Annotated in this window: 11 protein-coding genes; 6 read left to right on the top strand and 5 right to left on the bottom strand. The window is 68.5% G+C overall.

All coding sequences use genetic code 11. From position 1 onward, the window contains the following. Window positions 1-270: 270 nt before the first annotated feature. Window positions 271-2,571 (bottom strand): terpene synthase family protein, encoded by a 2,301-nt coding sequence (locus F9C12_RS16955; protein WP_409466542.1) that lies wholly within the window; start codon window positions 2,569-2,571, stop codon window positions 271-273. A gap of 216 nt (window positions 2,572-2,787) precedes the next feature. On the opposite strand from F9C12_RS16955, the gene F9C12_RS16950 reads away from it, so the two are divergent. From F9C12_RS16950 to F9C12_RS16935, 4 genes are all read left to right on the top strand, one after another. Beyond that, complete coding sequence (locus F9C12_RS16950) at window positions 2,788-3,090, top strand: GNAT family N-acetyltransferase (protein WP_101435558.1); 303 nt, start codon at window positions 2,788-2,790, stop codon at window positions 3,088-3,090. Between the two features lie 175 nt (window positions 3,091-3,265). Beyond that, a complete protein-coding gene (locus tag F9C12_RS16945; RefSeq protein ID WP_409182938.1) occupies window positions 3,266-4,282 on the top strand; it encodes a S1 family peptidase in 1,017 nt (338 codons plus the stop codon). Between the two features lie 98 nt (window positions 4,283-4,380). Continuing rightward, complete coding sequence (locus F9C12_RS16940; protein ID WP_409466541.1) at window positions 4,381-5,223, top strand: SCO6745 family protein; 843 nt, start codon at window positions 4,381-4,383, stop codon at window positions 5,221-5,223. A 63-nt stretch (window positions 5,224-5,286) separates the two neighbouring features. Next, on the top strand, window positions 5,287-6,042 hold the full coding sequence (locus F9C12_RS16935) for an SDR family NAD(P)-dependent oxidoreductase (protein WP_409466540.1): 756 nt from the start codon (window positions 5,287-5,289) through the stop codon (window positions 6,040-6,042). 62 nt (window positions 6,043-6,104) lie between these two features. Here the strand turns inward: F9C12_RS16935 and F9C12_RS16930 are convergent, their stop codons facing one another. The 3 genes from F9C12_RS16930 to F9C12_RS16920 all read right to left on the bottom strand — a co-directional run bounded on the left by F9C12_RS16930 (window position 6,105) and on the right by F9C12_RS16920 (window position 10,346). Next, complete coding sequence (locus F9C12_RS16930) at window positions 6,105-6,521, bottom strand: VOC family protein (protein WP_409466539.1); 417 nt, start codon at window positions 6,519-6,521, stop codon at window positions 6,105-6,107. A gap of 33 nt (window positions 6,522-6,554) precedes the next feature. Continuing rightward, window positions 6,555-7,841 carry a diguanylate cyclase gene (locus tag F9C12_RS16925; RefSeq protein WP_409466538.1) on the bottom strand — a complete coding sequence of 429 codons (1,287 nt, stop codon included), beginning with the start codon at window positions 7,839-7,841 and terminating at the stop codon, window positions 6,555-6,557. A gap of 1,263 nt (window positions 7,842-9,104) precedes the next feature. Further along, window positions 9,105-10,346 carry an MFS transporter gene (locus F9C12_RS16920; protein ID WP_409182933.1) on the bottom strand — a complete coding sequence of 414 codons (1,242 nt, stop codon included), beginning with the start codon at window positions 10,344-10,346 and terminating at the stop codon, window positions 9,105-9,107. Window positions 10,347-10,482: 136 nt separating this feature from the next. Here F9C12_RS16920 and F9C12_RS16915 point away from each other — a divergent pair, with 136 nt between their 5' ends. Beyond that, complete coding sequence (locus F9C12_RS16915; protein ID WP_409466537.1) at window positions 10,483-11,973, top strand: serine/threonine-protein kinase; 1,491 nt, start codon at window positions 10,483-10,485, stop codon at window positions 11,971-11,973. On the opposite strand, the gene F9C12_RS16910 is transcribed toward F9C12_RS16915, so the two are convergent. Beyond that, the gene (locus tag F9C12_RS16910; protein WP_409466536.1) at window positions 11,970-12,548 is read right to left on the bottom strand and encodes an HAD family hydrolase; all 579 of its coding nucleotides are present in this window, start codon (window positions 12,546-12,548) and stop codon (window positions 11,970-11,972) included. The genes F9C12_RS16915 and F9C12_RS16910 overlap by 4 nt on opposite strands. A 98-nt stretch (window positions 12,549-12,646) precedes the next feature. Here F9C12_RS16910 and dinB point away from each other — a divergent pair, with 98 nt between their 5' ends. Next, on the top strand, window positions 12,647-13,864 hold the full coding sequence (gene dinB, locus F9C12_RS16905; protein WP_409466535.1) for a DNA polymerase IV: 1,218 nt from the start codon (window positions 12,647-12,649) through the stop codon (window positions 13,862-13,864). The last annotated feature ends 536 nt before the right edge of the window (window positions 13,865-14,400 follow it).

Here is a 14,400-nt window from a genome sequence, read left to right as displayed (position 1 = left end):
ATGCTCGGCGGAGTGGTGGGGCGCACCTGTTTCGGGGGGTGTTTCGGCTCGTCGCCCTAGGGGGCGACATTGCTTTTTATGGGTTGCGTGGGGCCCCCGAAGCTTGATTGTGCTGACGGTTCGGGGGTGCTTGTCAAGGCGGGAAAGATGCCTTGACAAGCACCCCCGAACCGCAGGGAGGCTTCGTATCGGGGGCGGGGGGAGGGGTGGGTGCCTCGCTGTTTGGGTGCAGCGGTGCGGTTTAGGGCTCTGAGTCTGTGAAGGTGGCCCTTACGGGCCGGTGGTGGAGTTGGCTGGGGTGGGGATGTGCAGGGATTGGGTGCCCAGGCCGGTGGCGGCCAGGTGGAGGCGGGGTTTTTCGCCTGCCTGGGGTGGGGTGGTGCCGGTGCAGCCTGGGTGTTTTAGGGCGTTGGCGGTGTCGATTGGCTCGGCAGGGGATTGTGCTGCTCGGACTCGGTCCAGTTCTTCGTCGGTGTACCTGGCGGAATTGTGGTGCCAGTTCGCGATGCCGGTCATCAGGTTCTTCAGCAAATCCGCGTAATCGGTGAGGGTGTCGCGTGCTTTCGCGTCCAGGTTGTAGTCAGTGAAGAGTCCTGGCAGTCCTACGTCTGCTGCGTGCTGGAACTCGGCCAGTCTTGCTTGGGCCAGGTCGGCGACGATCTGGAGGGCTCGGTCTTGTTCCACGTCCAGGAAGGACCGGACTACCAGCACGGCGTTGTGCAGGCCGCCTTCGTACTCGATTTCCTTGCGGTAGGAGAACAAATCGTTGATCAGCGAGGCGTAGTCGGCGGCCGAATCCTCCAAGGCTTCGATGACTCGGTTCCGGTGGATTTCCGGCGGTACGGTGCGGCTGTTGGTCAGGCGGCTGATGCTGGTCACCAGTTCGGAGCCGAAGGTGCGGCGGCGCATTTCGACGTAGTCGATGGGGTCCGGGATGCGGTTTTGGGCCTGGTTGGCCACTTCCCACACCCAGGAGTCGATCATGGACTCGACCGTGGCGCGGAAGGCTTCGCGTTCGGCGGGGCTCAGTGGACCGGTGGTGCGTTGCCAGAGATCGGCCAGGCCGGTTTCCAGTGCGGTTTGCGGTGGGGGCGGGGGTTCGCCGTTGGCGGGCATGAAGAGTTTGAGGCGTTCGGTGGTCAGCCTGGCCGCGGAGAGGTCGTGTGCGAGGACTTCCGCGTAGTAGTCGTCGGCGTAGGTGCCCCAGGTGAGCCAGTCGGTGGTGAGGGTCAATTGCTCCGGAGGCGCGGCGGGGCAGAGGCCGGCGGAGGCCAGCGGGATGTCGGTCTTGCGCAAGCGGACGGCGTTCCAGAGTCCCTCCGACAGCAGGCCCATGCGTTGCGGCCAATCGGTGATTTTCTTGCGTTCCGCGGCTAAGTGCGAGCTCAGTTGCAGGGGAAAGGGCAAAGGGAGGGAAGGTATAGCGACTGGGCCTAATTGTTCGTATGGCTGGTGGGTGAACGCTCGCGTGCGTTGGGGCGCGGTGGTGGCGACGGAGCGGAAAATGCGGGCGGCGGAGGTGCCTAGTCCAGAAGGGCCGCCTAGGATTTCTGGGCCGCCGCGGGCGTCTAGGGCGCCCTTGTTCATGTAGCGGCTTGAGCGCAGGTGCCATTCGTGCCCGCCGGATTGCCAGTCTTGCAGGCCTTTGACGTACGCGAGGGTTTCGGCTCGTCCGGCTAGTTGTACGCCGTTTTCGTCGAACAGCGCGGGGACTTCGGTGAGGGCGGTGTGTTCGAATTGGTGCAGGCGCGAGGTCAGCAGGTCGTTCACCGCGTTCGCGGCTTCCTGCGTGGTGCAGCCCAGGAACTTTTCGAAGACCAGGACGCTGTTGGAGAGTTCGCCTTCGTCTTCGACTTCCCGCTGGTAGGAGAAGAGGTCGTTGCGCAGGTGGACGGCGTCGGCGAAGCAGTCGCGCAGGACTTCCATCGGGCGTTTGGCCGCGATTTCGTCGGGGACCTCGGCGTTCAGGGAGTGTTCGATCAGGTTCGCCGACCAGGGCGCGCCGCCGACTTTGCGGCGCATGGCGACGTATTCGATGGGGTTCGCTACCCGGCTTTCGTTGATGTTGGCCAGTTCCCAGAGAGATTCATCGAGGAGGTTGCGCGTGCTTTCGCGGAAGCGTCGTCGCCAGCCTGGCGAACGATGCGGGACGGTGCGGTTCCACAGGTCGGTCAGGCCGCGTTCGACGGGGTTTTCCGGCGTTTCGGTGATCGCGCCTTCGGCGGGCATGAAACGCGCGATCCGGTCCAGGTAAGCGCGTGCGTGGTCGATGTCGCCGGTGCGTTTGAACAGTTCCAGGAAATGGTCGTCGAAGTAGAAGACCCAGACGTACCAATCCGTGACGAGGTCGAGTTCCCGAGGGGCGGCGTCGGGATGGGTGTAGGAGCACAGCAGCGCGTAGTCGTGGGAGTCGAGGTCGTGCTCGTTCCAGATGACGGTGCCGTGCTGGGGCACGTCGATCATGTCCATCGAGTACGCCCACGCCTTGCTGTGCTTCCGCGCGCCGTCCAGGTGCGGGTTCAGCCGGGCCGGGTACGACAGATAGAACTCGGGCAGGACGAACGGCTGCACGCGGGCTCCCCTCGCGGTCGCGGGTACCGACTCCCCGAGGCAAACAGACCGCACCGGCGCGGCGGAAGACCCGCGCCGGCACGCCACTCCTGAGATCGCCGCGCATCGCTCATGCGGCCGAGGACGAGGGCTGTTTTGATGGGCGCTGAGTACAACCGCGTCGCTCGATGGTGGAGATCGGGACGGCGAACGGGAAGCGACCACGAGGAGCCGAAGATGAGCGAAGAAGAACCCCGCGTCTCCCGCAACGACAGCGAAAACCGCTACGAAGTGTATGCGGACGGCAAGCTCGCCGGCTTCGCCGAGTTCACCCCGAAGGACACCGAAACCGTCTTCACCCACACCGAGATCGGCGACGAGTTCGGCGGCCGCGGGCTCGGCAAGGTGCTGGCGAAGGCCGCGCTGGACGACGTCGTGGCGCGCGGCGGCGTAATCGTTCCGGTGTGCCCGTTCATCGCCGGGTACCTGCGCAAGAACGAGGGCTACGCCGAGCACGTCCGGTGGCCCGGGCAGCACTGACGCAGGTCAGCGGTGCCGTTCGGGGGATTCCAGGTGGTCCGAACGGCGCAGCTATGTCCGATTGGTCCGCATTTTTTGGTTATTAACCAACCTTCGTCGGTTTCGCGTTGGTTGCCGGGCAACAAAAGTGTGGGGCGTCCCACCGGTCGGTTTCAGCCCACCTGGAGGAAGATCCATGACTTCCCGGAAGACGCTCGTCGCGGGATTCACCGCACTGTCGGCCGCGGCGTTGACCGCGGGCATGTGCGTGAACGCCGCCTCGGCAAGCCCGATGGCGTTCGCCCAGATGCAGGCACAGGCGATCACCCAGGCGACGCAGGTCGCCGACACGCTCGGCGCCGGAAACGGCGGCATCTACCTCGAACGCGGCAAGGCGGTGCTGAACGTCACCGACGCCGCGGCGCAGGAGAAGGCCAAGGCCGCCGGCTTCGCGACCAAGCTCGTCAAGCACAGCTTCACCGCGCTCACCGGCGCGAAGAACCAGATGGACACCGTGAAGAACGTGCCGCAGACGTCGTGGGGCATCGACACCAAGACCAACCAGGTCGTGGTGAAGATCTACGACTCGGCGTCCCAGGCCACGAAGGACAAGGTCACCGCCGCCGCGGCGAAGCTGGGCGACGCGGCGCGCGTCGAGCACCGCTCGGGCAAGCTGTCCACCTACATCGCGGACGGCGACTCCATCAACAACGGCCAGTTCACCTGCTCGCTCGGGTTCAACGTGACCAAGGGCGGCCAGCCGTACATGCTGACCGCGGGCCACTGCACCAACGAGGGCGGCACCTGGTCCGGCGGCGACGTTTCCGGCGCCCAGGTCGTCGAAAGCGACTGCCCCGGAGCCGACTCCGGCCTGCTGACCCGCCCGAACGGCACCGGCCCCGGCGCGATCAACACCGGCCAGCAGATCACCAGCGCCGGCACCCCGACCGTCGGCGAGCAGATCGAGAAGATGGGCCAGACGACCGGCGGCGGCAGCGGCGAGGTCACCTCGGTGGACGAGTCGGTCAACTTCGACGTCGGCGTCCTGAACCACGAGTTCGGCACCACCGCCCACACCGACCACGGCGACTCGGGCGGCCCGGCGTACGACGGCGAGAAGGGCCTCGGCACCCTCTCCGGCGGCGACACCCAGACCAGCTACTTCTACCCGCTGACTCTGGAACTGCAGTCCTACGGCCTCGAACTCGCCTGAGGTTTTTCGGCTCCACGGCCCGTCGCCCCTCTCCCGGGGCGGCGGGCTTCTTTTTCGCGCGCCCGTTTTTGTCGTACCCCGGGCTTAGAGTCGGTCGCATGAAGCCGAACCCGGCCCGAGACCTCTGGACAGCCATCGAACCTCTGCACGCAGTCGTCTACTTCGCCCCGGAACCCGCCGCGGCGGCGAAGGACGTCGGCCTGCGCGGCTGGTGGATGGGCTACTTCGCGGGCCGAGCGGCGCCACTCGGCCCGATCGGCCCGGAACCGGTCACGTCGATGTTCTTCGGCTTCGCACCGCGGATGGTCGAGCGAGCGCTGCCCGACGCGTGGTCGTTCGCCTCTCCGGCCGACGTCGTGCGCACGCGGGTGGAAGCGGTCGAAGCGGCCTTGACGCGGCTGCTCGGGCCGGAAAGCGTGGACGAACTGGCCACGTTGCTGGAACAGGCGGCCGCCGCCTGCCAGTTCGACGCCCGCCCGCTCGCCGCGGCCTGGTCCGCAGTGCCTCGCCCGGACCGGCCGCTGGCCCGGTTGTGGCTGGCGACCGCGGTGCTGCGCGAACACCGCGGCGACGGGCACGTCCTAGCCGCGGTCGCGGCTGGTCTGACCGGGCTGGAAACCACCCTCAGCCACGTCGCCACGGGAGCTACCGCCCGCGAGCAAGTCCAGCGCGCCCGTGGCTGGACCGACGAGGAATGGTCTGCGGCAACGGAAAACCTGGTCGAGCGCGGCCTGCTCGACGCCGAGGGGCTGACCCCGGCGGGCGCGGAAGTCCGCCGCACCATTGAAGAAACCACCGACCTGCTGGCTGCCGCTCCGCTCGAAGCACTGGGTCCGGCAGGCGTCGACCGGGTGCTGGAACTGGCGGTCCCGCTGAGCCGGCGCATCATCGACAGCGGAGGTGTGCCGATTCCCAACCCGATGGGTGCGACCCGCCCCTGAGGTCGATTCCCCGGCTCCCCGCTCGACGTACTGGTGACAGACACGAGAAGGGAGCCGGAGAAAATGCTGCTCGAAGGCAAGAACGCGGTCGTGTACGGCGCTGGCGGAGGAATCGGCGGCGCGTTCGCCAGGGCGTTCGCGGAGGAGGGCGCGCGGGTCTTCCTGGCCGGACGCACCCGCGAAAAGCTGGACCGAGTCGCCGACGACATCCGCGCCGCTGGCGGCGAGGCTGAGGTCGCGGTAGTCGACGCGCTCGACGAGAAGTCCGTCGACGCGCATGCCGACGCCGTCGTCGAAGCCGCGGGCAGTCTCGACATCTCGGTGAACGTGATCAGCCACGGAGATGTCCAGGGAACGCCCATGGTCGAGATGTCGCTGGCCGATTACGAACAGCCGGTGGTCAACGGCGTCCGCACCACGTTTCTCACCATGCGCGCCGCGGGCCGCCACATGAAGCGCCAAGGCAACGGCGTCGTCCTCCTCTTCGGCGGCGACGGAGACCCAGTACGCAACCACGCGGTCGGCGGCCTGCAAGTCGGCTTCTCCGCGTTGGAAGCAATGCGCCGCCAACTAGCCGCCGAACTCGGCCGATACGGCGTGCGCACGGTGACCCTCCGAACCGGCGGCATCCCGGAAACCCTTCCCGCGGATTTCCCCGGCGCCGAAGAACTCGCCGCGGAACTAGCCGAGCCAACCATGCTCGGACGCACGGCGACGTTGGCTGATGTGGGTGCGGTCGCGGCGTTTGTGGCGTCCGATCGGGCTCGGACGATGACTGCGGCCACGGTGAACGTCAGCTGTGGTGCGCTGGTGGATTAGCCGGTTACCTGTGACGTCCGACCGGGCCTGCACGACGACCGGTGCGCTGGTGGATTAGCCGCTTACCGCTTGGCGCGGGCGGATATCTGCTGGACGGACCAGCCGTTGCCGTCGGGGTCGGAGAAGTGGACGAACCCGATGTTGTCGAGGTCTTCGAGCGCGCCGGTGCCCGGGTCGGGGCCGTAGAGCTGGAGTTCGCTGACCTCGACGCCGCGTTCGACCAGTTCCTCGCGGGCCTTGCGCACGTCGGCGACGACCAGCTGCAGGCCCTTCAGCGACCCCGGCGGCATGTCCGGCACCATGCCCTTGCCCAGGACGATCGAACAGCCCGATCCCGGCGGCGTCAGCTGCACCAGGCGCTGGCCGGGGCCGGGACTGATGTCGTGGTCGAGGGTGAAGCCGACCTGGTCGACGTAGAACGCTTTCGCCCGGTCCACGTCGGATACCGGCACGACGACGACCTCGAAAGTCCAGTCCATGAGACGAGTTCTAGCGGTGGCCCGAGAGGGCGGTCAAGCACTCGCCAGCTCGACCCGGTTCCGGCCCGCCTGCTTGGCCCGGTACAGCGCGGCGTCGGCGGCGACCAGCACGTCGTCGACGCTGGCGAGGTGCTTCGCCGGGTACAGCGCGCAGCCGATCGAGACGGTCAGGTCGCTGATCACCGAGTCCTGGTCCGGCAGCGCGACGACCACCTGCGGGATCCGCCGCCGGATGCGGTCGGCGATGTGGCCGAGGTGCTCGGCGCTCGGGATGTCCGGCAGCGCGATCGCGAACTCCTCGCCGCCCCAGCGGCCGCACACGTCCTGCTCGCGGACCTCGTCGCGCAGCGACAGCGCGATCTCGCGCAGCACTAGGTCGCCGGTGGGGTGGCCGTAGGTGTCGTTGATCGCCTTGAAGTGGTCGAGGTCGAGCAGCAGCACGCCGACGCTGTCCTGGTTCGCCCGCGCGCGCTCGAGGTAGCGCTCGGCGACCGTGCGCCACCAGCGTTTGGTGGCCAGCCCGGTGGTGACGTCGGTGCGCGCGTCGCGCTGGAACTGGGTGAGCAGCAGCCCGCGGTGCAGTGCCACGAGCGCGATCACGACGCCCGCCAGGATCAGCGGGTTGGCCAGCAGCAGGAGCGCCGCGGTGACCAGGCCGAGCCCGATCGCGCCCGCTTCGAGGAGCTGGTCGCCGAAGCCGGAGAACAGGTCGCCGAACGACCGCGGCGGGCTCGACAGCGCGATCGCGACCATGACGAGCGCGGTGTTGATCGCCCAGCGCAACCCGGCGGCGAGCACGAAGACGACGAGGTCGAGCAGCCCCGGGCCGAAGCCGTCGGCGAGCACCCCGGGATAGGCGTGCATGCCGAGCGCGAGCACCGCGACGGCGGCTTGCGTGCCGCACAGGACGGACGCGCAGGAGAAAATCCAGCGGTGCGGCAGGACCGGCCGTTCGCGCGGCCAGATCCGCCACCAGGCGACGGCGTAGGTGAGCACGACCATCGCCGACGCGAGGATCGCCGGCAGCGCGACCACGGCGGCGATGCTCCACACGGCTTTGGTGTCGACGTACGCGACGGTGGGTGCTCGGCTGTACTCGCGTTGCCGCTCGATGTGCCGGGTCGCCTCGATCGCGAGCGCCGCGCACACGGCGAGCACGCCGAAGCGGATCAGGTCGATCTGACGCACCGGCGCGAGCCACGCGGTGGCGAGGGTGGTGCCGACTGCCACGACGTTCACCAGCAGCACGTACATGCGGACGTGAGAGGGCAATCGCCATAGGCGCCAGCCTGTGAACCACCCGGCAACTCGTCCGCGCACTCTTCACCTCACCCGATTGGCTTCTACGGTAAACGACGAGGCGCGTTGTGTGCTGCCGGTCGTCCGGACTCTGGGAAGCACCGGGGCGATTTCGCCCGGACAGCCCAGCGTCAGGCGACCGGCGAGGGGAGGTGGCCACTGTGAGTAGTTGCCAGCGGCTCCGAATCCGGGCCGGACCAGGGAATCCACGAGGGTCCCTTTTGGGCTCCCATGGCCACTTTCGGTGACCGTCCTCCCGGCGATGACGTGCGAAAACCGCCGAAGGCGCGACTCTGAAACGGAGGTGACGACCGTGCGCGACAACAACTGGACCGCTCTCCGGTGACCGCGGTCCCGGTCGCGGTCTCAACTCGAGGTCGAGACTTCGGCCGCCGCAGCTCTTCGCAGACGGGAGGAGGTGCCCACAGTGCGGGACAACAACTGGTGAACCGAGCCACGCCGGGAATCCGGGATGCGGAAACGAAAACGGAAAGGAGGCGGCTTTCGATGCGCGACAACAACTGGACCCGCTGAGGACTGCCAGGTGATCGAGATATCCGGACAGAAAGGAGACGACCGCGATGCGTGACAACAACTGGACCCGCTGAACCGGCTGAAACAACTGCACGAAATGCGAAGGAAGGAGGTGAACGACTGCCATGCGCGACAACAACTGGACTCGCTGAACCTGCCGACCGCCGACTGTCGACCGCCGATTCGCGAGGGGAGCTGCCGCCGTGCGCGACAACAACTGGAACCGCTGAATCTCCGTCGACCACTGCCTATGGACTCATGAAGGGAGCCATTCGAGATGCGTGACAACAACTGGACTCGCTGAACGTCCGCAACCGCCAGCCGTCGAGCCGCGAAAGGAGTCGCTGCCATGCGCGACAACAACTGGACCCGCTGAGTTCCGCCGACCACCGCCATCGAGCCGCGAAGGGAGCCGCTGCCGTGCGTGACAACAACTGGACCTGCTGAAGCCCCGCCGATCCGCCTTGCCCGAGAAGGAGACATCGCCGTGCGCGACAACAACTGGATCCGCTGAATCCCGCAACCGCCCGTCCGCCGAGCCGCGAAGGGAGCCGTCGCCGTGCGTGACAACAACTGGATCCGCTGAATCCCGCAACCAACCGACCGCCAAGCCGCGAAAGGAGCCGTCCCCATGCGCGACAACAACTGGACCCGCTGACCGCCCATCCCGCCCACGAGGAGGTGAGAGGGCATGCGTGACAACAACTGGACGTGACCGAAACCAGTCCCGCGGCGCGCTCGTCCCGCGGATTACGGCGCGGGAGGTGGGGTGGCCTCGTCGAGGGGAGTTCGGCGGGGCCGCGCCGCGCGGGCCGCTCGCGTCCACGCGATTCCGGCCGCTCCGGCGCAGCCAGCTCCGGCGACCGCGGCGATCGCGACCACCGTCGTCGGGGCGAAGGCCAGTGCCAGTGCGCCCGCGGCGGCGATCGTCAGGCCCTGCGCCGCCCGCAGTGCCGCGATCGCGACTCCGATCACCTGGCCGCGCTGTTCCGGCGGCGCGGCGAGGCTGTACTGCACCTGGGTGATCAAGTCGTGCGCGGAGAACATCCCGGACACCGTCCACACCGCCACGACCACCGGCAACGCGGGCGTCCAGCCGGTCGGCAGCAGGACGAGGCTGCTCGCCACCGCGAGCGGGCCCAGCCACCGCACCTGCCGCGCTCGCGGCAACCGGCTGATCAGCAGCGCGCCGAGCAGCGTCCCGATCGGGTTCGCCACCAGCAGCCAGCCGAGCACGCCCGTGCCGCCGAGTTGCGCCGCGACTGGCACCGCCAGGCCCTCCGGCACCACGTAAAACCCGCAGCAGCACGCGATCGCCAGCAGCGACCGCAGTTTCCGGTCCCGCGCGACAAGCCGGCAACCGGCCTTCAGCGACGCCCATTGCGGCGCGTGTTCGGACACCTTCGAGACCGGGTACCGCCCCAAACCCCAGCGCAGCGCGGCTGCCGACACCGCGAACGTCACCGCGTCCGCCCACAGCGCGCCCGAAACCCCGAGCCACGCGACCACCGCGGCGCCCGCGCCGAAGCCGATCACCAGTGCGGCCTGGTACGTCGAAGAGAGGATCGCTTGGCCGGTCGCCAGCTTCTCCTCGCCCAGCAGGTCCGGCAGGACCGCCTGCCGAGCCGCCTGAAACGGTCCGGCCGCGAGTTGGACGACTACGAGCAGTCCGGCGGCGACCGGCCAGGGCATGCCGGGAATCGCCATCAGCGCGACCAGCACTGCGCGTACGACATCGGCGACCACGAGCACCGTCCGCCGCGGGAACCGGTCGGCGAGTCCGCCGAGCGCACCACCGAGAAGGTCCGGCAAATAGGTGAGCGCGTACGTCCCGGCGGCCCAGCCCGCGGACGCCGTTCGGTTGAACACCAACACAGTCAGCGCGACCCGCGCTAGTTGGTCACCTGCCACCGACAGCACGTGCGCGAGCCAGAGCGCACGGAATTCGCCCATCCGGAACACGCTCCGGAAGGACGGCGCCGTCGTGGTCATGTGCTCACCCTGTCGTGACTCGGCCACCCGGAGCAACCCCGGCCGGGCGCGGGTGGGTCGCGGATCCGGCTCCGGCCGTCCGTGGAAAACTGGGTGATCGCCGTCCGTGGATGATGTCGCACCGAAGGGTTTTCCGTTGACCGAGGAGAGCCGGCAGGTCGCCGGTCGCTACGAGCTCGTCGAACTGATCGGCAGCGGCGCGATGGGGATGGTCTGGCGCGGGGAGGACAAGATCCTCGGCCGCGTCGTCGCGGTCAAGGAACTCCTCATGCCCGTGAACCAGGGCGAGGACAAGGTCGAGGAAGCCCGCAACCGCGCCATGCGCGAGGCCCGCATCGCCGCCCGGCTGCAGCATCCGAACGCGATCTCGGTGTTCAACGTGGTCGAGCACGAGGACCGGCCGTGGCTGATCATGGAGTACCTGCCCTCGCGCAGCCTCGCGGTGAAACTGCGCGAGGACGGGCCGCTGAGCGTCGACGAGGCGATCTCCTTCGCGGTGCAGCTGGCCGGCGTGCTCGCCGCCGCGCACCGGGCGGGCATCGTGCACCGGGATGTCAAACCGGGCAATGTCCTGCTCGGCGACGACGGCAGCACGGTCAAGGTGACCGATTTCGGCATTTCCCGCGCGGTCGGCGACGTCACGCTCACCGCGACCGGCGAGATCTCCGGCACGCCCGCGTTCCTCGCGCCCGAGGTCGCCCGCGGCGAGGAGGCGACGTTCGCGTCCGACGTGTTCGCTCTCGGCGCGACGCTGTACATGGCGGTGGAGGGCGACCCGCCGTTCGGCACCGCGGACAACGCGATCGCCTTGCTGTACCGGGTTTCCAGCGGTTCGATCAACCCGCCGAAACAGGCCGGGAAGCTCGAGCCGCTGCTGCTGAAGCTGCTGGAACTCAAGCCGGAGGACCGGCCGTCGATGGCCGAGGTCGTCGAGGAACTGCGCAAACTCGACGGCGGCGTCACTCCGGTCGCGACCGTTCCGGAGCCGCCGACGCTGCCGGACGCCAAACCGCCGGTCGTGCCGGCCACGGTCGCGGTTCCGGCCGCGGGCGCCGCCGCGCCGCCCGCGGGTTCGGACCGAAGACGGCGCGGGATGATCTTCGCCGGGGCGGGCGCGCTGCTCGTCGTGGTCGCCGTGATCGTCACTGTCCTCCTCACCCGCAACCACGGGCAGGAGGAGCCGGCCGCGAACCCGCCGCCCGCCGCGGTGAGTTCCTCGGCCAGCAGTGCTCCGGCGCCTTCGTCCGCTTCGCAACCGGCAACCTCGACGCAGCCGTCGACTCCGCCGTCGAGCAGCCCTCCGCCGTCCAGCTCGGCGACGAACTCGCCGGAGGCGATGGCGGCCGCGCTGCGCACCTACTTCTCGTACCTTCCGGGCAATCTGGATGGCGGCTGGGCGATGCTCAGCGACGGGTTCCGGGCCGCGAAGAAGCAGACCTTCGAGCGGTACAAGTCGTGGTGGAGCCAGTTCAGTTCGGTGACCGCGAACGACGTCCAGGTCATCGGCGAGAACAAGCTCAGCGCGAGGATCACCTACCATCGCGCCAGCGGCGGCACTACGACCGAGTCGCACGTCTACACGATGTCGCAGCGCAACGGCACCTGGCAGATCGACACCGAGAACTAGCTCTCGAGCAGGAGCGCGATCGCCGCGGCGGTGTCGCGCTCCGGGCCGACCCGCACGGTGCGCAATCCGGCCGACCGTGCGGGTTCGACGTCCGCGCCGACCAGCCAGGCGTCGTCCAGCGTGGTTTCGCAGCGTTCGGCGGCGAGGGCGAACAGCTTCGGGTCCGATGTGGACAGTCCGTCCGGCCCGGCGAGCGCCCAGCCGTCCACGAGCCCGGCGATGCCGGTGCACAACAGCGTGGCGAGCTGCGGTTCGCCCTCGCCGAGGACGCCGATCCGCCAGCCCGCCGCGCGCAGCCGGGGCAATCCGGCCAGTACGCCGGGGGCGGCAGGGACGAGCGCGGGATGGCGTTCGCGGTAGGCGGCTTCGAGGTCGGCTTCTTGCAGGTCGAACCGTTCGCGGACGTTCTTGAAGAACGTCGCCCGGTCGGCGCGCCCGCGGTCGTCGGCGGCGATGAGCCAGGCGGCGTCCGCGTCGGCGAGCCGGTGCTCCGCGCAGAACTCCCACACCCAGCGGCGGAATCCCTCCGCGCGATCGACGAGCGTGGTGTCGAGGTCGAACAGGGCGAGCCGCACGGGGGAGAGATTAGCGCGTTCCGTCTCGGCTCCGGGAAAGTTTTCTACTCCGTTCGAGTGAACGGATCCCGGTTTTTGTCGGGGTTCGATGCGAACATATGTTCGTGACGAGCGAAGGACCGATCCTCCACGCCGATCTCGACGCGTTCTACGCCTCGGTCGAGCAGCGCGACGATCCCCGGCTGCGCGGCAGGCCGGTGATCGTGGGCGGCGGTGTGGTGCTGGCCGCGAGCTACGAGGCCAAGGCGTTGGGCGTGCGCACCGCGATGGGCGGGGCGCAGGCGAGGAGGTTGTGCCCGCATGCCGTGGTGGTGCCGCCGCGGATGTCGGTCTACAGCGCGGCGAGCAAGGCGGTGTTCGAGGTGTTCCGGCAGACCACGCCGGCGGTGGAAGGGGTGTCGATCGACGAAGCTTTCTTGGACGTCGGCGGGTTGCGGCGGATCGCCGGGAGCCCGTCGGAAATCGCGGTGCGGTTGCGCGCGGAGGTGCTGGCGCGGGTCGGGCTGCCGATCACGGTAGGGGTGGCGCGCACGAAATTCCTCGCGAAGGTGGCGAGCGGCGTCGCGAAACCGGACGGCCTGCTGGTGGTGCCGCCGGAGCGCGAGCTGGAATTCCTGCATCCGCTGCCGGTGGAGCGGTTGTGGGGAGTGGGGAAGGTGACGTCGGCGAAGCTGCGGGAGCGGGGCGTGCGCACCGTGCGCCAAGTCGCCGAACTGCCCGAGGCCGCGCTGGTCTCCATGCTGGGCCCAGGCACTGGACGCCACCTGCACGCCCTGGCGCACGGCCGCGACCCGCGCGCGGTGCAGCCGGGAAAACGCCGCCGCTCGATCGGCTCGCAACGCGCACTGGGCCGCCGCTCACGGTCGCCTGCCGAACTGGACGAGATTGTGGTGTCCATTGTGGACCGTTTGGCGCGGCGGCTGCGCGGCGCGTCGCGGGTGTGCCGGACGGTGGTGCTGCGCATGCGCTTCGCAGACTTCACCCGCGCCACGAGGTCGCACACGCTCGCCGACAGCACCGACCACACGGAAACGCTGCTGTACGCGGCCCGCGGTCTGCTGTCGGCGGCGCAACCGCTGGTGTACGACCGGGGTTTGACGTTGCTGGGCCTGTCGTTCTCGAACCTCGACAGCCATGGCGCGGTGCAGTTGGCGCTGCCGCTGGACCAACCGGCCAGCCCAGCGATGTCCGCGGAGGCGACGGCGCTGGATTCAGCGGTGGACGCATTGCGAAACCGCTTCGGCGCGGCCGCGTTGACCCGGGCGGCGCTGCTGAGCCACGAGGCGGGGATGGAGATGCCGATGCTGCCGGATTGATCGAGTGTGGTGGTGTTGTGGCGGGTTTGCTGTGGTGTGGGTGGCTTTGCGTGAGGGTGTGGGGGTTGTGGTCTGGTTTTGAGGGTTGAGCTGCTGGGTTGGTTGAGTGCGGTGGTGCTGTGGCGGGCTGGCTTTGGTTCGGGCGGCTTTGGGTGAGGGTGTGGGAGGTTGTGGTCTGGTTTTGAGGGTTGAGCTGCTGGGTTGGTTGAGTGTGGTGGTGGTGTGGCGGGTTCGCTGTGGTTCGGGCGGCTTTGGGTGAGGGTGTGGGAGGTTGTGATCTGGTTTTGAGGGTTGAGCTGCAGGGCTGATCGAGTGTGGTGGTACTGCAGCGGGTTCGCTGTGGTGTGGGCGGCTTTGCGTGAGGGTGTGGGAGGTTGTGGTCTGGCTTTGAGGGCTGAGCTGCTGGATTGATCGACTGCGGTGGTCCTCCGGACGCTGCGCGGTGGTCCGGAGGGCTTGCGCGAAATGGCGAGACGTCATTGTCCGGCTTCGGAATGGTGATGCTCGTGGCTCCGGTGTCGGGTGCGTGCTTCCCG

It is taken from the genome of Amycolatopsis sp. GA6-003 (genome assembly GCF_046267895.1).
In the GTDB taxonomy this organism is placed as follows: Bacteria; Actinomycetota; Actinomycetes; order Mycobacteriales; family Pseudonocardiaceae; genus Amycolatopsis.
This window is presented reverse-complemented; position numbering and strand designations above follow the sequence as displayed.

Coding starts and splice junctions, on each gene's coding strand:
- F9C12_RS16950 (WP_101435558.1), top strand. CDS start 2,788: ATGAGCGAAGAAGAACCCCGCGTCTCCCGCAACGACAGCGAAAACCGC.
- F9C12_RS16945 (WP_409182938.1), top strand. CDS start 3,266: ATGACTTCCCGGAAGACGCTCGTCGCGGGATTCACCGCACTGTCGGCC.
- dinB (WP_409466535.1), top strand. CDS start 12,647: ATGTTCGTGACGAGCGAAGGACCGATCCTCCACGCCGATCTCGACGCG.
- F9C12_RS16930 (WP_409466539.1), bottom strand. CDS start 6,521: ATGGACTGGACTTTCGAGGTCGTCGTCGTGCCGGTATCCGACGTGGAC.
- F9C12_RS16920 (WP_409182933.1), bottom strand. CDS start 10,346: ATGACCACGACGGCGCCGTCCTTCCGGAGCGTGTTCCGGATGGGCGAA.
- F9C12_RS16940 (WP_409466541.1), top strand. CDS start 4,381: ATGAAGCCGAACCCGGCCCGAGACCTCTGGACAGCCATCGAACCTCTG.
- F9C12_RS16935 (WP_409466540.1), top strand. CDS start 5,287: ATGCTGCTCGAAGGCAAGAACGCGGTCGTGTACGGCGCTGGCGGAGGA.